Consider the following 23,383-nt stretch of genomic DNA (forward strand, 5'->3'; position numbering starts at 1 on the left):
CAGAGCGAAGCCATAAGAAATAAAGGAGAACCTATGACAAAACAACATAAATTAGGTTGGAATTTCGATAATAGTTATGCCCAGCTGCCGAAATCATTTTATTCCAGTATGAGCCTGAATCCGGTACGCTCACCGAAGCTGGTCGTACTCAACCATCCATTGGCAGCATCTTTAGGACTGGATGTTCAGGCGCTGCAGAGCGAAGAAGGTGTAGCAGAACTTGCGGGTAATCAGGTGCCCGAAGGAGCTTCGCCGTTAGCGCAAGCGTACGCAGGCCACCAATTCGGATATTTTAACATGTTAGGGGACGGCCGCGCGTTGCTGCTGGGCGAGCAGATTACACCGCAAGGAGAGCGTATGGATATCCAGCTAAAGGGTTCAGGCAGAACCCCTTATTCCCGTGGAGGGGATGGCCGGGCAGCCCTTGGACCGATGCTGCGCGAATATATTATCAGCGAAGCCATGCATGCCCTTGGCATCCCGACTACGCGCAGTCTTGCCGTCGTAACAACGGGGCAGTTCATTACCCGCGAGAAGGATCTGCCGGGTGCCATTCTGACACGTGTAGCGGCCAGCCATCTGCGCGTTGGTACGTATCAATACGTTGCACAATTTGGCACCGTGGAGGAACTCCGTCGCCTTGCCGACTATACGTTAGAGCGCCATTATCCAGACGTTGATGCGGGTGAGAACCGGTATCTTGTGCTTTTGGAGGAAGTGATCCGACGTCAGGCAGCGCTAATTGCCAAATGGCAGCTGGTCGGCTTTATTCATGGGGTGATGAACACCGATAACATGACCATTAGCGGGGAAACGATCGATTATGGTCCTTGCGCCTTCATGGATGCCTATGATCCTGCAACGGTATTCAGCTCCATTGATTCGCAAGGCCGTTATGCCTATGGCAATCAGCCGTATATTGCGGGATGGAATCTTGCGCGATTCGCTGAGACGTTATTGCCGCTGTTCCATGAGGATCAGGAGCAGGCTGTTCAATTGGCACAAGACAAGATTGCCGGATTTATGGATTTATATCACGTGAACTGGAACGAGGGCATGCGGGCTAAATTGGGGATCTTGGGCGAAGAGAAGCAGGATGAAGAGCTTATCAATGACCTGCTCGGGTTGATGGAAAAGCATCGTGCGGACTATACCAATACATTCCGTGCCTTAACCTTGAATCAGTTGGAGGAATCAGACCTGTTCGGGTCTCCCGAGTTCACTTCGTGGCATGAACGCTGGGAGGCAAGATTAGGCCGACAACAGGAATCAAGAGCGGATTCGAATCAATTGATGCGAAGCAGTAATCCGGCGGTCATCCCGCGGAACCATCGGGTCGAAGCGGCATTAGAAGCTGCCGAAGAACAAGGCGACTATAGCGTGATGGAACGGCTGCTCGCTGCTCTATCTGAGCCTTATGCGTACGCCGATGATCAGAAGGAATACTGCACATTGTCGGACTCGACCATGCCGTATCGTACCTATTGCGGTACGTGATTTCCAACGGTCCAATCAGATACAAATTCACATGGTTATGTCAGATGCCCTAAGAGCCTTGCCACTGTATGGTGGCAAGGCTCTTATAATACTCTATACGGGGGATTTCCGTTTATCCAGCAGCCTCTATATAATAAAACATGATATGTAGACAAAACTTTGGAGGGACCCATGTTCAATAGATACAGGACATTAGGGCTGATCGGCATACTTCTTGTTTTCTGTTATTTTTTATACCAGTTTGTGTCTCCTACGCTGAAGATTGATCATCTGGTTCGGGAAATGAACCAGAGCAGCGTCGTGAGCAAATCGATGAAACATGTTGTGCTAATTGCCCAAGAACTAGACAATCCATTCTGGCGGGCTGTAGAAAAGGGAGCCAATGAAGCTGCAATGCAGCGGGGAATCGCAATCGATTACATGGGCCCGATTCGTATCAATCCTACCGAACAGACGAAGCTTCTAGAAAAGTCGATTGCTGCGAAACCAGATGCGATTCTCGTACAGGGCATGAAGGGTCAGCCATATACGCAATTAATTAACAAGGCCATCGATCAAGGGATCCCCGTAATTACAATCGATGCGGATGAGCCGGATAGCAAGCGGATTGCTTACGTGGGAACAGATAATAGGGAAGCGGGCAAACGCATGGGAGAGCTTGTGATACAAAATGCTGCTGAGCGGGGACGTATTGGCGTCATCATCGGAAGTGAATGGGCTGACAATCAACAGCTGCGGCTCGAGGGGCTCCGTTCCATGATTTCCAATACACCGGGTTATGAGATCGTGGCTGTCCGCTCATCGAATATTTCACGGATTCAAGCTGCGAAGCAGACAGAAGCCTTATTGAAGCAATACCCGCGTATTCAGACGATGGTGGGACTTAGCTCTTTGGATGCCGCAGGAATTGTTGAAGGATTGAAAGCGGCGGATAGAGCGGATGTACGCGTATTTGGATTTGATGATTTGGAGGTAACGCGGCAAGGGATCGCGGATGGACTCATTACAGCCTCTGTGGTTCAACAGCCCCGAGAAATTGGAGCCAAAGCCGTTGAATTGGTAGATGCGGTCTTCAAGGGGGACGCTATTCCGGTTCAGCACTTCGTTGCAACGAGCATTCTGGATCGTGACAACGTGAAATCAGAGGGGAACAGCCCATGAATATACGTAGAATGCTGTTTATTGTGATTCCATCCCTATTTATCGTGAGCAGCGCGTTGTCATTCTTCATCTTCCAGAGCGGCATAAAGGTACAGAACAGTTATAATGTGATGCTGGACCGGGTATTATTATACAAGCAAATTGCGGAACAGACACAGAACAATCTTCGGGCTCTGAATGTTTATTTGACAGATCGAAGCAAGGACAACAACAGCGAATTGATTCATCAGCAACATGAGCTGAATGTTCTGCGGGAAAGCCTGTCGGCGCAAGATACCATTCCATCTACAGATCTTACCGTCCGCAGCTATCGTCATATGGTCGACACCTTTATGGAGCAAGAAGCGAGAGTAATCGATGCTCTGAGCCGGACAGATGCTTTGGCGTATGCGGCTTTCTATGAAGAGGCTGAGCGGACTGCCGCGTTCATCCAGGAAGAGGGGCACGAGCTCAACGATTTGGAGCTTAGCTATTACCAGCCTTTTTATCGGCAGATTTTCACCCAAACCAAAGCAATGAATAATTGGGGCGTCGCGGTCTTTATCTTGAATACGCTGATCAGTGTCGTGTTTGCCTATTGGATTTCCTTAGGCATCACGAGACCCATTAAGCAGTTGACGCGAACCGCACAGCAAATATCCGATGGTAATCTACAAGTCTCCTCCCCACAGTTAAGTGAGAATCATGAGTTTGGGATATTATCCAGAGCATTTGAACATATGCAAGACAACCTGAAAGAGCTGATTGAGAAAGAGAAAGCAAGCTTGGAGAAGGACAAGCTGGTCAAAACATTGGAGCTGGAAGTGCTGCAGAATCAGATGAATCCCCACTTCCTCTTTAACTCGCTGAATGTTCTATCCAAGCTTGCTCTGCTCGAGGGTGCGGAGAAAACAAGCGATCTCACCGTCACCATGTCCAATCTTCTCCGATATAACCTTCGGAAGCTGGATCATCCGGTAACCCTCCGGGATGAAGTGGAGCATGCCAAAGAATACTTTACGATTCAACAGGCCCGGTTCCGTGATCGCATTCGGTTCATTACTGATATCGATGAGCGGGGATTGAACATATGGGTTCCAACGTTGACGCTGCAGCCCCTGCTGGAGAATGTGTTCGTGCATGGTATCGAGGGCATGGAGCAGGGAGCTGAGATTAAGCTTGCTGTGTCCTGCGGTCCCGGGGAAGTCAGAGTCTCCATCTCTGACAACGGGATCGGCATGAGCGAAGAGGTACGTCAGTCCTTGCTTCAAATCGATGCCAGGCCGCCGGTTGCAGAGGCTAAGGGACAGTCTACGGGCCTTGGCACACGCAATGTGTTCAGACGATTAGAATTGTTCTATGGCAGGGAAGATCTCGTAGACATTGATAGTAAGCCGGGCCTCGGAACGACGGTTCTGATTCGGTTTCCTGCTGCAGGAAAGGAGGAGGAAGATGTATCGTTTATTGATCGCAGATGACGAGGCGCTTGAACGGGAAGGCATCGAATGGATCGTGAACCGAATGCTGCCGAATACCTTCGAGATCATGCATGCGGAGAATGGACGCATCGCGATTCAGAAGGCATATGAATTTCGTCCGCATATTATTATGATGGACATTAAGATGCCGGGCATTCAAGGGCTTGAGGCGTTAAAAGAAATCAAAGCTCACCACCCGCAGGTCAAAATGATTCTGGTTACCGCCTATGAATATTTTGAATATGCCAAAGAGGCGCTAGCACTCGGAGTCAAGGAGTATTTGGTTAAACCGGCCAAACGCGACCATATCGCCGCACTCCTGCAGCGGTTAATCGACGAGATTGACCAAGACAAGCGGAAGCGCGATGAGGCGATCGCAATGAGGGATAAGTTCTTCCAGCTGCTCCCACTGGCAGAGACGGAAATGGCGCTCGTCTTTATGTCTGACCAAGTGAATGAGACGGAAGTGGGGCAGCTGGCAGACATCCTTGGTGTCTCCATCGATAAAGGATGCGCGATCGTGCTAGCCCTGCCGGAAATGGGGAAGCTGCCTCACAAGGAGATTGGCAATGACAAGAAATATCTGTTCGAAACCGTAAAAAACGTAGCGAAAGGGTTCATCAAGCAGCGCACCGGCTGTGTGGTCAGCTCCATGGTATATGGGCATATGGCCATTTTCCTACTGGAGAAGGATTCGTCGAAGGACGTGGTACTCCGGGAGGAGGCGCATGGTCTTGGCATGAAGCTGATTGAGATTCTTCGCGAGCAGCACGGGATTGACGCGACGGTAGGGATTGGCACGGTGGGAGCAGAAACCCCGGGCATCCGAAGATCCTATTTTGAAGGCGTATTTGCATCAACGTATCATAAGCAATGGGGCAGTCTATGTCTTTTTGAAGATCTAGCTATGCCGTCGCCGGGAGGGCTCTCGGACCAAACTGCTGATCCTGTGATGACAGAGCATGTCGCTGAACGTACTTACGTGGAATTAGCCATCAAGCGCATTCGGGAGGAGCGGGAACAGCGCACATGGAGCGTCATTGATAATGCCGTGACGTTCATTCAAGAGCGATTCCGTGAAGAACTCTCGCTTGAGGATGTGGCGGAGCACGTCCACTTGAACCCGCATTATTTCAGCAAAGTATTCAAGCAGCAGACCGGAGAGACCTTCATCGATTATGTGACGAGGCTGCGTATCGACAAGGCCAAGGCATTGATCGGAGAAGGCCAGCTCAGCTTGAAGGAAGTCTGTTATCTCGTAGGCTATAAAGATCCGAATTACTTCAGCCGTGTATTCAAGAAGGTCGCTAAGGTATCGCCAACCGAATATCGCAATCAACTCTAATTCATGAGGTTCATGCTGTGATGCATGGACTTTTTTGTTTTTGGGGGACAATAATGTGCTAGTCGATGGCTCTGATGCTAGGCAGCGGAAGCTTGGCCTAATATTATGCTGGTATACGACAAATAAGTGAAGGCAATCGAACCCTGACCTGGGCTCATCCCATGCTATAATGGGCTCTCAGTAACGAATATACCTTGTATTATCAGATAAAAGGACTCGTATGTAAGTACGAATAAGTCAGAAAGGATCATCTTCCGTGAGCATAAAAGAACACAATGAAGGTCAACAAGTCAGCATGCGATTTGTTACCCTCGTCTCCATGGTTGCCGCTCTGGGCGGGTTATTATTCGGATTTGACACTGCTGTCGTGTCAGGTGCGATTGGTTTTATGAAAGATCATTTCAGCTTAAATGAAGTGGAAGTAGGGTGGGCTGTCTCCAGCTTGATTATCGGCTGTATTGCCGGAGCTGCAAGCTCTGGTGTGCTTGGTGACAGATTCGGCCGGAAGAAGGTGCTTATTACCGCTGCGATCCTGTTTATTATCGGGTCTATCGGATCTGCCATTCCGACGACCTTCAGCGCTTATATCATCGCTAGAATTATCGGCGGTATTGGTATCGGAATTACCTCTACCCTTTGTCCGCTCTATAATGCGGAGATCGCGCCTGCGAAATATCGAGGCCGGCTGGTAGCCTTGAACCAGTTCGCAACGGTGACGGGGATCTTCCTTACCTATTTCATTAATCTCGGTATTGCCGGGTATGGGAATGACGCATGGGATATTGCGATGGGTTGGCGCTATATGTTCGGTTTCGGCGTCCTACCAGGCCTACTATTCTTGGTACTGCTATTCTTCGTGCCGGAGAGCCCAAGATGGTTGATTAAGCAGGGCAAGGCAGCTGAATCTCTGCCGATCCTGCTCAAAATTCACGGTGAGGAACTGGCGAAGCAGGAAGTATTGGACATTAAGAAATCGTTCGCACAGGAGAGCGGTTCGATCCGTCAGTTGTTCGGTCCTACGTTGCGGATTGCGCTAATCGTAGGCGTTGGACTCGCGATTCTTCAGCAAGTTACGGGTATTAACGCCGTGATGTATTATGCACCGGAGATCTTTAAGGAAACGGGTGCGGGCACGAACGCTGCGCTGATTCAGACCATCCTGGTTGGATTCATTAATTTCGTGTTCACTATTCTTGCGATTTGGCTGATTGATAAGGTCGGGCGTAAGGTTCTGCTAATGGTTGGATCGGCTTCCATGGCAGTGAGCCTGGCGGTGATTGGAGCTGCATTTTATACGGGGCATACCTCCGGGGTTCTCGTGCTCATCTTTATTTTGGTGTATGTCGCCTCCTTCGCGATATCGCTCGGTCCCGTTGTCTGGGTGATTATGTCCGAAATCTTCCCGAATCGTATTCGCGGGAAAGCGACGGCTATTGCGTCGATGGCATTGTGGGCAGCGGATTATATCGTGTCCCAGACCTTTCCTCCGATGCTTGCTTCCGCAGGACCGGCAGTTACCTTCTGGATCTTCGGTGTCATGTCCGTGATTACGTTCTTCTTCACTTGGCGGATCGTACCTGAGACGAAGGGGAAATCGCTGGAGGAAATCGAATCCTTGTTGGCCTCCTCAAAAGGTTAAAAATATAAAGATGCCGGGACAATTGTCCCGGCATCTTTGCTATTCATCATTGGCGATTGAACCTTCCTCGCTTTCAAAGCGAGTTTTGTAAGCAAAACTTGTAGGTCAGTCGCTTGCTCCGAAAATGTCTCGGTAGAGGTGTAGTCTATATCGTCAAATGCCGATAATAGTAAAGCGGTGAGAAGGCGTCAAGAATTACATAACTTCAAAAGGTGGGAACATGATGAAATGGAGATTCACAATACGGGCGAGACTTATTATATCTTTTATTGTAATTTTGATCGCGCCCAGTCTAGCTATTGGCCTATTTTCCTATAATAGCGCCAGCTCCATTGTAGAGAAGCAAATCAGGCAAGGTACGGAGCAAAGTGTCAAGTTATTGAATGAAAAATTGAGTTCGGTCATTCTGGAAAATAAACAGAATGTTGCCTTCCTAGCCAACACAATCCGATATCAAGGGGATAAGGAACAGAGTTATACTTCTGCTCGGCAACTCATTGAACAATTCCAGCTTCAGCATAAGGGGATCGAGCTCTCCTATGTAGGCACGTTCGACGGAATCATGATTCAATTTCCTGATGTGAAAATGCCTGATGACTATGACCCACGCAACCGGGATTGGTACAAGGCGAGCATGGAACAAAAAGGAAATGCCATCGTTTCTCCTCCTTATAAATCATCTACAACAGGCAATATGGTCATTACGATCTCGCGAGCGCTTGAAGACGGCTCGGGGGTCGTCGCTGTAGATGTAAATCTTGAACAGATCCTAACGATAGCTCAGAACATGAAGGTGGGGGAAAAAGGTTACTCTGTTATTCTAGATCAGAATCGAAGAGTCATCGTTCATCCGACACACAAAGCCGGGCATGTATTGAAGGAAAGCTGGCTGGATGATGTATATGCCAAATCTTCCGGACATGTGGATTATGTACACGAGGGCAGTCCCAAAATCATGGACTTCGTGACCAATGAGCAGACGGGCTGGAAAATTGCAGGAACCATCAATGTTCAGGAATTTACGGACGCTGCTGGGCCGATCTTCCGAACGACTGTTATTGTGATCGTTATTGGTTTATTGGTCGGATTTGTCATCGTATATGTTACGGTCAGATCGATCCTGAAACCGCTGAGACGATTGATTCAGGCAGCCAATATGGTTAGCGATGGCGATTTAACGAAGCGGGTACATAATGAATCGCAAGATGAAATCGGTATTCTAAGTGAAGCTTTCGATAAGATGACAGACTCTTTGTGCAATGTATTGCAGGAAGTGTCGGATACGTCGATGCAGCTGTCCGCTTCTTCCCAAGAGCTGGCGGCTGCTTCCGAGCAATCAGCCCAAGCCTCCCAGTATACGGCTGAGAGTATAATGCGGCTGGCAGAAGGATCGGATGAGCAGATGAATAGCATGAACCGTGTCGATCTCACGGTTCAAGAGATGATCATGGGAGTAAGACAGATTGCGGGGAGCTCACAGACCGTGTCCCAGGCAGCCGTTCATTCGTCTGACATGGTTGAAGCGGGTAATCATTCCATTCAAAAAACAGTTCATCAGATGCATTCGATTAGCAGCAGCGTCAGTCAGCTCGGCCAATCCATGAAAGGTCTAAGTGATCAGGCGCGCAGTATTGATGACATCGTACAAGCGATTGCCGGCATTGCTTCGCAGACGAATTTGCTCGCGCTTAATGCTTCGATTGAGGCTGCCCGCGCAGGAGAGCATGGGCGAGGCTTCGCTGTCGTCGCTACAGAAGTACGTAAGCTTGCCGAGCAGTCCAACTCGATGGCGCAGCAAATTGCCGAGACGATCCAACATATCCAGTCAGAGATGCTCAGATCCGCACAGGATACAGAGAAGAGTGCAGCGGAGGTAACGCTTGGTATCGAAGTGATGCATGAGGCAGGCGAAGCTTTCCAGCGTATCGAACAGTCGGTGAATATCGTTGCAACGCAGATCCAAGAAGTATCGGCTTCGGTTCAACAGATGGCAGCGGGAACCGAGCAAATGGCCAGTGATATCCATGATACCAAGTCGATCACAACGGCGATGGCTGGGAACACACAGAGTGTCTCAGCTACGACGGAAGAACAGCTTGCTTCCATGCAGGAAATCAGCATCTCAGCAGAAGCGCTGTCGAAGATGGCGGATCGCTTGAAAGTAGTTATCTCCCAATTCAAGCTCTAAGCAAATGTCGTGTATCCGATCACGGAATGATCTTTGAATATCAAGAAGAGGGCGCCCAACGGGGCGCCCTTAAATTTTACCGCAGCATAGTCGTTGTTATTTATCTTGCGACGCTTACAATTCGGTTGCGTCCTTCTCTTTTGGCCTGATACAAGGCTTCGTCTACAGATTGGAACAATTCATTAAGGGTTGATTTCGAGTCCTTGGAGTGCTGCATCGACATTTTGTCCAAGGCTAGCAATCCTATGCTGATGGTGATCGATAAAGCAGGCTTAATCTGAGAGACAATCATTTTTTTCGATTCGACGGTAGACTTGATACGCTCAGCTAGGATGCTTGCTTGGGTTTGATTCGTATTGGGCAGATAGATAATGAACTCCTCCCCGCCATAACGAGCCAAAATGTCACGCGGACGCAGATGCTGCTTAATGGCTTCCACCGTGTTGCATATGACTTGATCACCGACCAGATGTCCGTAGTTGTCATTGACTGATTTAAAAAAATCGATGTCGATTAGAAGCAATGTAAACGGTATTTGATGGTTCATATTTTTCATCACTTCAAGCTCTAATTGTTGTGTTAAGTAATGCCGATTGTAACAATTCGTCAAGCTGTCGGTGATCGCCATCTTCTCGAGTTTCTGGTTGGACTCAAAAAGTTCCTGCTGAATCGCAATTAAGGACTGGTTTCGGTCTTGTAAGATTTGGTTCTGCAAATTGGTCTCGTCGATGAGGCGGCGAAGGACGCTCATATCCTGAAACGTGATGATTCGCCCAACCATAGTATCTCCAACCATAATCGGGGCGGCATGAATATGGACATAGCTGCGATCGATTATATGATGATATATCACTTCAATTTCGGTTCTCTCTAGAGGATATTCTTGATAAGCCTGAATAAATAAGTTTGTTTTGTTAGCGGATTCATGATGTGGGAGGATGGATGTTATATCGAAGTGGTCACCTACATGCAAGTCGACATAGGGACGAAGCGACTGGTTTATTTCTACAATGGTCTCATTGTCGTCTAGCACGAGAATCCCGTGCGCTATGGTGTTAATGATGTCTTGGTGGGCAATGGTAACAATATCGAATACTTTATCGCGATGAATGGCAATAACAAAGATGACAGCAGATAGCAAAATGCCGATAGACGTCAACCCTGGAATAACTTCCTGGGAGTGCAAGAAAACAACGTTGATGAAGATGTCTGATAGAATGAACGCAGTCATGACCACAATACCTAACAGCACTTGCTTCACCTGCTTCTTGATGCGAGGCGGGCTGTTGGCTGCCAAAGCGAGATACATGAGATAAAGCGAAACGACCACATATCCTATAAAAATCGTGATACAGAGCCAAAAAAGCGGTCCATAAGCTCTTTGGATATATCCGTCGTCTAGAGGGCTGACGAACATCGCATTGGGATTGCTAATCACGATGAGGGCTGCGAATAGCGCAGGAACGGAAATGGCGAAGGTTACGTTTCTTCGCGGAAATAGAGATCGACCCGTGAGGAAAAGTGTGAATAATAGCCATCCTATGGTCAACATAGACATATCTACAAAAGCGAGCTTCACATAAAGTAATTGAAAATTGGTATTCTCCGTTGCTTTTATAGCAAACTGGCAGAACGGCCATACCATCATGGAAAAGTGGAATACTAAATAAGCCTTGTGCAAGTTCGTAATGGTTACGGTAACAAATACGTAAGCAAATAGGGCAAATAAAAGGAAAAACAAAATCAAGTCAATCCACACCCAATATACACCTCTATGTCATAATAATCCAATTCATTATAAGCCCTTCGCTTCATATAAGGAAGTCGAAAGGGCTTATAATATGCAAAATTGTGAAATATTAGTTAACCCGTAATCACTCGCTCGACAGGATAATGGTATCTTGCTTCCTTTTTGTTGCCGCCAATGATATATAAGAATGAGGTAAGTCCGATTCTTCCGATGAACATCAGAACGATAAGAATCGATTTCGCAAAAGTGCTAAGTTCCGGGGTAATTCCCGTAGACAAGCCTACCGTACCAAAGGCAGAGCAGACCTCCAGGAAAATTTCTATCAGCTGATGCTGCTTGTCCGAAATACTGATCGCTACGACGGATATACCGCACATAATCACGGCCAATAAGGTAATGGCGAGTGACTTCATCACATCATCTTGGTGCAGCTCGCGTTTGAACACCTTAATCTCCCGGTTCCCTCTAGCGAAATGATAGATGAATAACATGTTCAGTGCAAAGGTTGTCGTCCGAATTCCGCCGCCTACCGAATTCGGGGATCCGCCAATAAACATGAGCACACCCATAACCAAAAGCGTCGGATGCGAAAATTCACTAATATCCATGGTCGTAAGCCCGGCGCTTCTCGTCGTTGCCGCTTGGAAGAACGAATAGAAAAAGCTCTCATGCCACGCCATACCCTTGAAAAAATGTTGATATTCGAGTGCGAAAATAAGGACGGTCCCGATCAGAAGAAGAATCCCATACGTCAACGTCGATATCTTGGTGAACAAGGAGAAGCGGAAGGGCTGTTCAAGCTTCGACTTTCTCCTAGACAAGTACGCCTTCACTTCAATTAAGACAGGGAAGCCGATGGAGCCGAAAATGATCAGCAGAATTGTCAGCAGCTGCACATAATAATCGCCTGCAAAAGGGATCAGGGATTTTCCTGTGATATCTAACCCCGCATTGGTTGTCGCACTGACGGACGCAAACAGACCTTGAAGAAATGCTTCATGCCAGGTCGGGAAATATCGCAAGAAATGAAACCCGAATAGGAGTGCCCCGATCAGTTCTGTCAGGACAAAAATTTGTAGGATTTCCTTGACCAATTGAACCAGTCCTGATAAGGCAAACTGATTATTGTCAACCATGATCAGTCGTCGTTCACGCAGTCCAATTTTGCGGCCCAATAGGATCCAGAAGAATGTGCTCATCGCCATAATGCCAATACCCCCGAATTGCAGGACGAGCATAATGACGAAATACCCGAACACGCTAAAGGTTTCCGAGACATTGATAACACCTAAGCCGGTGTCGCTTACGACACTGACAGCGGTGAAGACCGTATCGAAAAAAGTCAGGTTGACCCCAGGTTTATGCACCGCAGGGATATTGAATAGTAAGATAGAAATGGTGACTGCGAGTAAATAATAGCCGGATATCACCTGGGCCGGGGAACGCCTTTCCAGCCAGTTTTTCATTTTCTTGAACATGGATTACTTAACCTCTCAATTGTATTCATCATATAAATATGAGATATTGGCAGCAGAAAAGAAACCTATAGAAGAGCTAACTCTTCTATAGGCTTATACGCATAGGATCATTTTTCGTTGCTTAGAATAGAGTCTACCATACTCCATGCTTTTTCTCTAGTAACGGATGGTTTACAAAATTTGTGGTCATTAGAATCTACGCTATGCTTGATTTGGAGATCTTTATCTTGATCATGATGAATAAGAAAGCTAGGAGAGCAAACATCACACCACTCCAGATGAGTTGATGGATGCCCAATCGAGCAATAAACCAACCGCCGACAGAAGTACCTAGTGTAATTCCAAGATTGGAAAATGAGACAAATAAGCTGTTGCCAAATTCAGGGGCTTCTCTCGACTCCGTCGTTAGCCATGCTTGACTGACGATCAGCCCGCCCGAATGCACCGCCCCCCACATGAAGACGACCACAATCATCGGAACGAAATAAGGCCCCAGATAATAAACGAATAAGTATATTACCGCATAGAGGAGAGGAAACAGGATGACGGTTTTGGTCATGTTTCTATGCAACAATTCCCCAAACATAAAATTCCCCAAAATCATGATGACACCAAAGGCCATCAACATGATGCTTACCCATGACCCGTTCATTGCGGTGACTTGTCCAAGATATTCAGCAAAGTAGCTATACACCGAGAACATTGCCGCAAAGATAAAAATAACGGTCACGATATTTAACCACAATTGAGGTTTGCGTAGAATGCCAAGCTGTTTGCCATAGGACATCTTTTCTGTGACAGGCACGGAGGGGAGCCAGGCAAGTATGCCTACGAAGGCAATCGCGCTCACCAATGCGCCGAACAAGAAAGCAGCTTCTAATGAAAACTGCTCGGCGAGATACGAAGTCAAAGGCACGCCAAAAGCGAATCCGACCGTTATTCCAGCAAAAACTTGCGTAATCGCCTTGCTGCCCTTCTCCGTGGGAACAAGTTTAGCTGCCGTCACAAGGGCGACGGAGAAGAATACGGGATGGAAAATGGCGGGGATAATACGGAAAGCTAGCATAACTTCAAATTTCGTCGTATAGGCATACACGATATTGGATATCGCGAATAATAGGACGGCCGTTAATAGAACGATTTTCCGATTGATACCGGATGTGAGTAATGTCAGGAATGGACCTGAGACGGCAACGACTAGAGCAAATATACTGATAAGCCAACCAGCTTGTGAAGCCGAGATATTAAATTTTTGAATGACTTGGGGCAGAACCCCGATAATGCCCATTTCGGTCGTGATAATGCCGAATACGCCTAGAGCCAGAATGATGATAAGTAACGAGTTAATCTTTTTCATGTTCGATGTAAGTCTCCATTCATATTTATATATATAGAAAAATAGATATGTTAAAACAAAAAAAGAGATCCTCCTCTCCGTTTACAGTTTATTTTGGATATAGTTGGAAAATGCTTGTATGGTCTGTTCATTCCGACGATAATACGTCCACTTGCCGATTCGCTCAGACTCTAACAAGCCCGCTTTTTGCATCGTCAACAAATAACTCGAGATCACCGACTGTGCAAGTCCAGATTTTGCCTGAATATCTCCTACGCACACGCCAATCCGGAAACTGAGGTCTTGTTGTAAATAGGGCTTTTCATCAAAGAATTCCTCGGGTTTTTTTAACCATTGCATGATCTGACAACGCGTCTCGTTCGATAAAGCTTTATATATCAATAAAGGTTCCATATAGAATATTATATCTACTTTTATAGATTTGTAAATGTAAAATGACCGAAGGCAACGGAGTGCCTCGGTCAATTCATTCCGTACTTATAATATGTACTTCCAGATCGCCCAGGAGATCAATGCGGAGAACCAGGAAATAAATCCGAATATCATGACGATTTTGTTCTCGCTCCAGCCGTATTTCAGACTAAAGTGAAAATGAATCGGCGCCATGCGGAATATTCTTAATTTGGTTTTTTTATAATACCAGACCTGCAGGATCACGGAGAATTGCTCGACGAGATAAACGGAGAATAGGATGGGGATTAAGATTTCCACCTTTTCTATGACCGCTAAGAACGCGAGAGATCCGCCAATGGCAAGGGAACCCGTGTCGCCCATGAAGGCTTTTGCCGGATAAATATTGTAAATAAATAACCCTAGCAGGCAGCCGACCATGACCAAGGAAAATGTCTTTACTTCAATTCGCTCCGAAATGACAAAGAAGAAAAAGAAGGTGGGTATGGCAACGTTGATCAGCAGGCCGTCGAGCCCATCCGTAAAATTGATTGCATTCGCAGATCCGACAATAAACAATGTCATGATGACGAGATACGCAAGGATAGGTAAATGAATGGTGAAATCTTTGAATATCGTAATCTCTGAACTCAAATCGAATTGGAATAGCAAGATAAGCAGCAGGGCAATGGTGAATGTAAATTGAAAGATCAGTTTTGTTTTCCCCGATATCCCCGACGGGTCTTGAAATGCCGCCTTCTTAAAATCATCCATAAAGCCAACGAGACTAAATAACACAAATGTTGCCCCGATAAAAAGAACAAGCGGTTTGGGGTGGAAGTAGATTGAAGTCAGTACCCCGATAAGCAGGATGATGCCGGCCATGAGCGGCGTGCCGCGTTTGGCATGATGTTCTGGCGGCAGCTCTACTCGGATTGGTTGCGTGAGCTTCAGACTACGTAATCCCCAAATTAAAATAGGTGTTAGCATCGCTACCAGCAAAAAAGAAATACTTAAAGCAGCAAATAATGAAGACTCCATAGGAAGTTTCTCCTTTGATCGATATCACTCTATCTTATTATATTTTCATTATATGGACAAATATTCCTCTTAGTCTGGAATAACGAATGATACGGTCGTGCCTTCATGAGGTTTGCTATGGATAGACAAGCCTTGGCCATACAATTGTGTCAACCGGCGATTCGTATTGTAAAGCCCGATTCCGCCCTTGCTTTTGGACGGCTGATTCAGCAGCAGTGCCACTTTATCTTGCGCCATGCCTTTGCCGTCATCGATGACATCGATGCGAGTATAACCGTCAAGCTTGGCAATCCGAATATGAACCGTGCCCCCTTGTTGCCGGCTGAGGAGCCCGTGCCTAACCGCATTCTCAACCAGCGGCTGGATCGTAAGCGGGGGGAGAAGAACGCGGATGTCCGGATCAATCTCCCACAAGATCGATAACCGGTCCTCGAATCGCTCTTTCTCGATATAGAGATAGGCTTCGACGAGCTCAAGCTCGTGAGAGAGGTCTACCAATTTGCCCGCGTTCAGAAAATCAAAGCTAATCCGCAGATAAGAGGCAAAGGCTTCACCCAGGTTGCGCATCTTCTCCGTGTCTATGTCGCTCAATGCCATAATGGAATTCAGCGTGTTGAATAGAAAATGAGGGTGAATTTGCGCCTGCAGGTAGGCGGCTTCCATTCGTAACCGTTCATTGATCGATTGTTTGAGCGCAGTTAATGCTCGGATGCGATATTTTAATTCGAGCGCATCTACAGGCTTCGTGACGTAATCGTTCGCTCCTGACAAGAATCCGGTGTAGATGTCCGCAGGCTGACTGCGTGCGGTTAACAGCAGTACGGGAAGCTCGGATACGGAATAATTCTCTCGTACCCGTTGCGTCAGCTCGTATCCGGACATATGCGGCATCATGACATCGGCAATCAGCAGATCCCATGGCTTGGTGCCCAGCAGCTCCAACGCTTCACGCGCTGAACCCACGATCGTGATATGGTATGGCTCCGTTGCAAGAATGCCGACGAGCACGCTTAAGTTGACGGGATCGTCGTCCACCGCAAGAATATTTGCTCTATCAACACCATGTAACAATGGTTCTGGAAGCATAGATGCTGCCAGTTCACTGACATCGGCGACGGGAATGAACAATCTGGTATGTTCATCACTCCCCATGTTGATCATGCCTTGAAGATGCATCGGATTTGGTCCGATGAAGCTAACCGATGGGTCAGCAAGTGGCAGACCAAAGCTAAATACGGAACCTTTCCCCTCTTCCGATTGGACCGTCAAAGTACCGCCATGCAATTCTACTAACTGCTTACAAATGCTTAAACCCAGTCCGATCCCTCGCCCATCATGTATGCCATAGGATCCTTGTTCATAAGGGAGGAACACGCGCGTTAGGGTCTCCTCATTCATGCCGACTCCTGTATCGGCGACAAGGATAACGACATGACCGTCTCGCGTCTCGGCAGATACCGTAATCGTTCCTTCTTCCGTGTATTTGATGGCGTTATGCAGTAAGTTATATAAAATTTGAACGAGCCTTTTCTCATCGGCCATGACAGGCGGTATCGACTCAGCGATATTCATGCGCAATTGGACTGGCTTGCTTTCGAGCATGAATTTAAGCATTTCCAATACGCCGGGAACGATCGATTGAACCTTTAAGGACTCTTGCATCAGCACAATTCGATGTTCTTTAAGCCGTGCCACATCGAGCAGATCACCAAGCAGATGTGACATACGGCGGCTGATCGTGACTAGCAGCTCCATGTCCTTCAGCGTGCTCTTGCTCATCTGTGCTTTCTCTCTCGTAACGACGGTTTGCGCAATATTCATGATCCCATGCAGTGGCGTTCTTAACTCGTGCGACGTATTGGCGAGAAATTGATCTTTAAGCCTATCAGCTTGCGTGAGCTGTTCATTCAGCAGTGTGTTCGCTCGCACGTGACGGTAAAATTTCTTGAACCAATACGTTGAGAAACCGATTATGGCAGCGATTAGATCGATCGGGTAGTACACAATCGTGAGCTCACTGTTGGCATTCCATAAGATCCAGATGATGTTCGAGAGTATGCTTGTAGCGGATAACAGCAAGAAGACGGCGTCAACGTCGGCTTGCTTGCCGAATATCATGATACCGATGAAGTAGACGAACCAAGCCAAAGGAATGAGGTAGAACATAGCGAATATTCCGAATTCTACGGTAGCCTGCACGAGTGGAGCCGATCCAGCGACGAGCAAACCTGAATAAGCCACGAGCGCTGCGGTATATACGCGCAACCATCGGTTCTTTGGCGATGCCAACGAGAATCTTCGGAATACGATAAGAATAAAGAAGGCCTGCCATACCATGGAGAGAAGCTTGATCTTCAGAGCCCATGTAAAATTGATCGGCAGCCACAGCTGAAGCAGATTATCATGACTGACCACAATTTGGATGCTTACCGCCAGTATGAGCAGAACGACGATGAACAACGTTTTCTCGCGTCGATTCAACCAATAGAGGATACCTGCGTATAAACCGTGAATCATCAGAATAATAAATATGACCAGTTGGAATCCGATCGAGTACCAGCGTACATAGTCAATGGCAGCCTGCGTGCCGAAGCGTAAGGACTCCACAATGCCACCGTGATAAGGGTCATCGAAGTTGGCCACTCGAATTAGCAACTCGAGTTCCGTTGTACCTTCCACATCGTAGGAAGTGGTGTAAGAGACATTTTTGGGTCTGTATTCACTAGCGAGTGAGGCAACATCGCCGTTACCTCCCGTGGCTAGCCCGTTAATTTCTACGGCCGATGAGGCCTGTAATCCTTTCATCCAGATTGCGATAGGCTGCTCCAGAGGATCAACAAGAATGCGCAGCCGATACGTTCCATAGCCGTACGAGGAATCCGAACCGCCCGTCAACGCATGGCTCCAATCACCCGGAACCTGAATGGTGCGAGGCTGCCGCTCCGTCACCTGGATGTCTTGATGAGACAGGAGGCTGCCTGGGTAGAACTGCCACTCTCCATCTAATGGGAACGATGACACGTTATCGAGGTCGATGCCTCGCATGTCGAGTACGCCATGGGCGGCACGAGGCGCCTCCGATGGAGTGAAAAATTCGGACCAAGTCCAGCGGAGGCTAAAAAGAACGCCAATAAATAGTAGGATAATCGTTATATGTTTGAGGGGAGGTTTTGTTATTCGCATCATACCGGAGAAGTTCGACATGAGATGAGATGGTTCCTCTATTATGCCAGGTGAAGAGAAAAGCAGCCCCAGGTTTTAACTGGAGGCTGCTTTCATGCGTTCTTCTTTTACCGTTGTTGCGTAGGCACCGTCTTTGGAACATCGATGCGGATATTCCGCTGTGCCTTTCTCTGATGCAGATTATTCCGTAAGAGCGCGAAAATAATGAGCAGCGTCCCATAGAATTCGTACATACTAACCTGATACCCTTGAAACGCCATAATGACGAAGGTCGTAATCGGAACGAAATTGATAAATAAAATGCCGTTCAGCGGAGATAGCCATTTAATCCCTTGATTCCAACAGAGCAGTGCAGCCAGCCCAGGCAACAGGATCATGAATGCCATCTCGTATTTAATGGAGAATATCGTGTGTAAGGTTGGCACAGGCAGAACGCCCGAGATCGATGCAATCGCCACGACGATGAAGGATACCGCGCTTCCCAGCAAGCAAGTGAGGGTGGAATAACGCAGGATCGACCAGTCTTTAAATTGGGTTCCGCCCATCGAATAGATGACCCATCCCATAACACCTGTAAAGATCAGGAGTAGCGGAAATAGATGCTGTCCAGCCATCATGAAGAAGGCTAATTTACCGTTCGTGATGACAAGCAATGCCCCCACAAGCGCGATCACGACACTGACGAGCGTGAATTTATTCGGCGCTTTGCGCGTCGTGAGCCAGAGGACCATGATCGAGATCATCGGCATCATGACTTCCATAATGGAGGCGGCGATGGTACCGGCTTCCCCCATCAGCTGTTGTCCGAGGAAGACGCCCATATTATAGACCGTAAAGGCCATCGTTCCAAAGAACAATAAGGCCTTGCCTCTGCCCTCTAGACGAAATGCTGTGCGACCTTCTTTCATCCACAGCATGACGCTGAGTATGATGGCAACGACGAAATAGCGGATGAACGAGAAATAGAATGGATCAATTTGCTGCAATGCCACGTGTGCGACGGGAAACATCGCCCCCCATGACATACTTGCGATCAGGCATAGGATGGACCCGATGATGGTTTGTTTTTTAAGCATGATGTCTGTCTCTCTCCCTTTGTCTCTCTCTAACATAAATCTGCCGACTTTACTCACATCACTCATCATAGGAGAGGGAAGATGGATAGTAAAATGATTGAAAATAAAGTTTGGCATCATTTATAATGATACCTAGCAAAAGTCATAGACATCTGGGAGAGTAGAGGCGAGGCTGCGTTGGAATTCAATGATTTGAGGATTTTTCAGACGGTTGCTGTCCATGGGAGTATCAGTAAAGCTGCACTCGAGCTCAATTATGTGCAGTCCAATGTGACGGCACGCATCAAGCTGCTGGAGAAGGAACTGCGGACGCCACTGTTTTATCGACATAAACGAGGGATGATACTCAATCCGGAGGGCAAGCGACTGCTCGAGCATTCGCGGGAGATTCTGTCGGGCGTTGATGCAATGATCCGTTCCTTCGATGATACATCGAGCCCTTCGGGCATCCTAGAGATTGGCATCGTGGAGACGGTGAATGCCCTTCCTGGCATTCTTTCCTCATACTATAACAAGTACCCCCAAGTGGAATTATCGTTAAAAGCCGGGGTAACGGACCAATTATTGCAAAATGTGATCGCTATGAAGCTTGATGGTGCTTTCGTGTCTGGTCCGATCCGACATCCCTTCATTGAGCAGGTAGAGGTTATGCAAGAACAACTCGTTCTTGTCTCCAAAAGCCCTGCCTTCTCCATCGAAGAACTGACGAAGAGGCCGTTATTGCTGTACAATAAGGGCTGCGGTTATCGCGAGAAGCTGGAGAGCTGGATGAGAGCAGAGGGAATTATTCCGAAGCACATTATGGAATTCGGTACGTTCGGAACGATTATCGGCAGCGTTGCTGCAGGGATCGGCATCACGATCTTCCCGGAATCCTCGGTGACCGATCTGGCGGCAAGTGGCACGGTGTATTGTCATCGCATACCTGAACCTTTTCGCGAGATTACAACGATTTTCATTCGACGCAAAGATTCCTATGTCACGAGTACCTTGCAATGCTTCATGGATGAAATTGTAGCTCGAACGACATAAGTCAGATCAATACGTATGTGAGGGGAAGGTTGCTTTCTCTGATTCGGCTAAATAGCTCGTAAAATCCTATTATGGATTTTACGGGCTATTTATTTTGGTGGAGGGGCGAAAGTATATCTGAGTAATTATTCCATTCCAGGAAATAATAACGTCAATATTACAACAAGCGGCACAGGCTGCTAATTGTTAAAGCGAGGTTAATGGGATGTTCAAAAATATTTTCGGAGTACTTCAAAAAGTTGGTAAAGCACTGATGCTTCCGGTAGCCATATTGCCAGCCGCGGGGATCCTGCTTGCACTGGGAAATGTATTGCATAATCCGTCATTGCTGGAATGGATTCCTGCCCTTGATAATGACACTGTTCGAGGGGTTTCAGCTGTTATGGAGCAGGCGGGAGGCATCATATTCGATAATTTATCATTGCTGTTCGCGGTGGGGGTCGCGATTGGTCTTGCCGGCGGCGATGGTGTTGCCGGTTTGGCGGCGATTATTGGATATCTCGTGATGAATGTGACGATGAAACTCATCATTGGTATCACACCGGAAATGGTAAAAACAAATTTGTCGTATGCCAACGTGTTGGGGATTAGTACGCTGCAGACTGGGGTATTCGGGGGAATCATCGTCGGTATACTGGCAGCAGCGCTGTATAAGAGGTTCTTTACGATCGAGCTTCCATCTTATTTGGGATTTTTTGCAGGTAAACGATTTGTTCCGATTATTACAGCGGCATCCTCTTTGCTACTCGGGATCATCATGGTTTTTGTATGGCCACCGATTCAAGGCGGCTTGAATGCATTCTCCCACAGTATGATTGATAAAAATCAGACTTTGGCTGCATTTGTATTCGGGGTTATTGAACGATCGCTCATTCCTTTTGGATTGCACCACATTTTCTATTCGCCGTTCTGGTTCGAGTTCGGTCAATATGTGAACAAAGCCGGGGAACTTGTCCGAGGGGATCAAAAGATCTTCTTCGCCCAACTATCTGATGGCGTGAAGTTAACAGCAGGTACATTCATGGTCGGGAAATTTCCGTTCATGATGTTCGGATTACCGGCAGCAGCGTTAGCGATGTACCATGAAGCAAGACCTGAGCATAAGAAATTGGTAGCCGGGATGATGGGCTCCGCAGCACTGACGTCCTTCCTGACAGGAATTACGGAACCGTTAGAGTTCTCCTTCTTATTCGTTGCACCCCTTCTTTTCGCGGTACATGCATTATTCGCGGGATTGTCATTCATGACGATGCAATTGTTGAATGTGAAAATAGGGATGACCTTCTCGGGCGGCGTCATCGACTTCTTGCTGTTTGGTGTGCTGCCGAATCGTACGCGCTGGTGGTTAGTTATCGTGGTTGGTCTTATACTTGCGGTCATTTACTATTTTGGCTTCCGGTTTGCTATTCGTGCCTTTAATCTAAGGACTCCGGGTAGAGAAGAAGTTACCCGAGAAAGAGGAACGGTTAGTGCGAAGGATGCGGATGAACTGCCCCGCAATATTCTGACAGCACTCGGCGGTCAAGAGAACATCACGTCGCTAGATGCATGTATTACGCGGCTGCGCGTGACTGTGAAAAGCTCAGCAGATGTAAATAAAAGTAAGTTGAAGGATCTAGGGGCTTCTGGCGTATTAGAGGTCGGTAATAATATTCAAGCGATTTTCGGTCCGAAATCGGACATCCTGAAGACAAAAATTAGTGAGATCATTACACGAGACAGTATGGAGCTGGAAGCTTCGAAGGATGCTGTGAAGGATACAGAGAAACTTAGTGATAAATGATAATACGTACCAATCAATTGAATAATAACAAAAACGACCTTTCCTAGATTCATCTAGAGAAGGTCGTTCTATTTATCGTGATGCTTGTCCTAAGAGCTAAGCTTACGCTTTGTTCGAAGAACCGAATTCACGCATTTTACCGATAACTGTAGCTTTGATTGCGTCACGTCCAGGAACCAAGAATTTACGTGGATCGAATGCTTCGCTATCTGCTGCAAGGACTTCACGAACTTTTTTCGTGAACTCGATTTGGTTCTCTGTGTTCACGTTGATTTTTGCAGTACCCAAGGAGATAGATTTCTTGATTTGATCTGTGGGGATACCTGTTCCACCGTGAAGAACCAATGGAAGTTGAGTCGATTTGCAGATCTCTCCCATTTCTTTGAAGCCAAGGTTTGGTTCGCCTTTGTAAGGACCATGAACAGAACCAAGAGCTGGAGCTAGGCAATCAATACCTGTAAGCTTAACAAGCTCAGCGCATTCTGCAGGGTCAGCGTAGATAACACCGTCAGCGACAACATCATCTTCTTGACCGCCAACTGTACCAAGCTCAGCTTCTACAGAAACGCCTTTGCTGTGTGCATATTCAACAACTTTTTTCGTTGTTTCAACGTTCTCAGCAAATGGGTGGTGGGAAGCATCGATCATAACAGATGTGAAGCCAGCATCGATCGCAGCTTTACATTTGTCGAAGCTGGAACCATGGTCCAAGTGAGTCGCAACAGGAACTGTGATTTTCATTTCTTCGATTAATGCCGCAACCATAGCAGTTACAACTTTGAATCCGCCCATATGACGAGCTGCGCCTTCAGATACACCAAGGATTACTGGAGATTTCTCTTCTTCTGCTGCAGCAAGAATCGCTTGCGTCCACTCCAAGTTGTTGATGTTGAATTGACCAACCGCATAGCCTTCTTTAAGCGCTTTGTTGAGCATGTCTTTCATTGATTCTAATGCCATGATAAATCCTCCTAAGTATGGTTTCTATTTACTGTTAAGGGTTCCT

Annotated in this window: 16 protein-coding genes; 8 read left to right on the top strand and 8 right to left on the bottom strand. The window is 47.2% G+C overall.

Annotation, left to right across the window (positions count from 1 at the left end):
* Positions 1-33: 33 nt before the first annotated feature.
* The 6 genes from AC3WU2_RS17130 (at position 34) to AC3WU2_RS17155 (ending at position 9,287) form a co-directional block, all read left to right on the top strand.
* The gene (locus tag AC3WU2_RS17130) at positions 34-1,497 is read left to right on the top strand and encodes a protein adenylyltransferase SelO (RefSeq protein ID WP_492456213.1); all 1,464 of its coding nucleotides are present in this window, start codon (positions 34-36) and stop codon (positions 1,495-1,497) included.
* A 171-nt stretch (positions 1,498-1,668) separates the two neighbouring features.
* Positions 1,669-2,658 carry a substrate-binding domain-containing protein gene (locus AC3WU2_RS17135; RefSeq protein ID WP_492456215.1) on the top strand — a complete coding sequence of 330 codons (990 nt, stop codon included), beginning with the start codon at positions 1,669-1,671 and terminating at the stop codon, positions 2,656-2,658.
* Positions 2,655-4,115: a sensor histidine kinase gene (locus tag AC3WU2_RS17140; RefSeq protein WP_492456217.1), complete on the top strand. Its 1,461-nt coding sequence runs from the start codon at positions 2,655-2,657 to the stop codon at positions 4,113-4,115. Before AC3WU2_RS17135 ends, AC3WU2_RS17140 begins: the two co-directional genes overlap by 4 nt.
* Positions 4,090-5,460 (top strand): response regulator transcription factor, encoded by a 1,371-nt coding sequence (locus AC3WU2_RS17145; RefSeq protein WP_492456220.1) that lies wholly within the window; start codon positions 4,090-4,092, stop codon positions 5,458-5,460. Before AC3WU2_RS17140 ends, AC3WU2_RS17145 begins: the two co-directional genes overlap by 26 nt.
* A gap of 256 nt (positions 5,461-5,716) precedes the next feature.
* Positions 5,717-7,099 (top strand): sugar porter family MFS transporter, encoded by a 1,383-nt coding sequence (locus AC3WU2_RS17150; protein ID WP_492456222.1) that lies wholly within the window; start codon positions 5,717-5,719, stop codon positions 7,097-7,099.
* 220 nt (positions 7,100-7,319) lie between these two features.
* Entirely contained in the window at positions 7,320-9,287 is a 1,968-nt protein-coding gene (locus tag AC3WU2_RS17155) for a methyl-accepting chemotaxis protein (protein WP_492456224.1), read from the top strand.
* Positions 9,288-9,387: 100 nt separating this feature from the next.
* On the opposite strand, the gene AC3WU2_RS17160 is transcribed toward AC3WU2_RS17155, so the two are convergent.
* From AC3WU2_RS17160 to AC3WU2_RS17190, 7 genes are all read right to left on the bottom strand, one after another.
* Positions 9,388-11,046, bottom strand: a complete 1,659-nt coding sequence (locus tag AC3WU2_RS17160) for a histidine kinase N-terminal 7TM domain-containing diguanylate cyclase (RefSeq protein WP_492456226.1) — start codon at positions 11,044-11,046, stop codon at positions 9,388-9,390.
* 104 nt (positions 11,047-11,150) lie between these two features.
* A complete protein-coding gene (locus tag AC3WU2_RS17165) occupies positions 11,151-12,515 on the bottom strand; it encodes a TrkH family potassium uptake protein (RefSeq protein WP_492456229.1) in 1,365 nt (454 codons plus the stop codon).
* A gap of 196 nt (positions 12,516-12,711) precedes the next feature.
* Positions 12,712-13,872 carry an MFS transporter gene (locus AC3WU2_RS17170; RefSeq protein WP_492456231.1) on the bottom strand — a complete coding sequence of 387 codons (1,161 nt, stop codon included), beginning with the start codon at positions 13,870-13,872 and terminating at the stop codon, positions 12,712-12,714.
* Positions 13,873-13,953: 81 nt separating this feature from the next.
* Entirely contained in the window at positions 13,954-14,265 is a 312-nt protein-coding gene (locus AC3WU2_RS17175) for an ArsR/SmtB family transcription factor (protein WP_492456234.1), read from the bottom strand.
* Positions 14,266-14,349: 84 nt separating this feature from the next.
* Complete coding sequence (gene mraY / locus AC3WU2_RS17180; protein WP_492456236.1) at positions 14,350-15,303, bottom strand: phospho-N-acetylmuramoyl-pentapeptide-transferase; 954 nt, start codon at positions 15,301-15,303, stop codon at positions 14,350-14,352.
* Positions 15,304-15,372: 69 nt separating this feature from the next.
* Positions 15,373-18,507 carry a hybrid sensor histidine kinase/response regulator gene (locus tag AC3WU2_RS17185; protein WP_492456238.1) on the bottom strand — a complete coding sequence of 1,045 codons (3,135 nt, stop codon included), beginning with the start codon at positions 18,505-18,507 and terminating at the stop codon, positions 15,373-15,375.
* An 86-nt stretch (positions 18,508-18,593) separates the two neighbouring features.
* Positions 18,594-19,562 (bottom strand): DMT family transporter, encoded by a 969-nt coding sequence (locus tag AC3WU2_RS17190; RefSeq protein ID WP_492456240.1) that lies wholly within the window; start codon positions 19,560-19,562, stop codon positions 18,594-18,596.
* 177 nt (positions 19,563-19,739) lie between these two features.
* Here AC3WU2_RS17190 and AC3WU2_RS17195 point away from each other — a divergent pair, with 177 nt between their 5' ends.
* Positions 19,740-20,594 (top strand): LysR family transcriptional regulator, encoded by an 855-nt coding sequence (locus AC3WU2_RS17195; RefSeq protein ID WP_492456242.1) that lies wholly within the window; start codon positions 19,740-19,742, stop codon positions 20,592-20,594.
* Between the two features lie 205 nt (positions 20,595-20,799).
* Positions 20,800-22,377 carry a glucose-specific PTS transporter subunit IIBC gene (gene ptsG / locus AC3WU2_RS17200; protein WP_492456244.1) on the top strand — a complete coding sequence of 526 codons (1,578 nt, stop codon included), beginning with the start codon at positions 20,800-20,802 and terminating at the stop codon, positions 22,375-22,377.
* A gap of 102 nt (positions 22,378-22,479) precedes the next feature.
* On the opposite strand, the gene AC3WU2_RS17205 is transcribed toward ptsG, so the two are convergent.
* Positions 22,480-23,337 (bottom strand): class II fructose-bisphosphate aldolase, encoded by an 858-nt coding sequence (locus tag AC3WU2_RS17205; protein ID WP_018754357.1) that lies wholly within the window; start codon positions 23,335-23,337, stop codon positions 22,480-22,482.
* Between the last annotated feature and the right edge of the window lie 46 nt (positions 23,338-23,383).

The organism is Paenibacillus sp. EB106-05-06-XG162 (genome assembly GCF_058791655.1).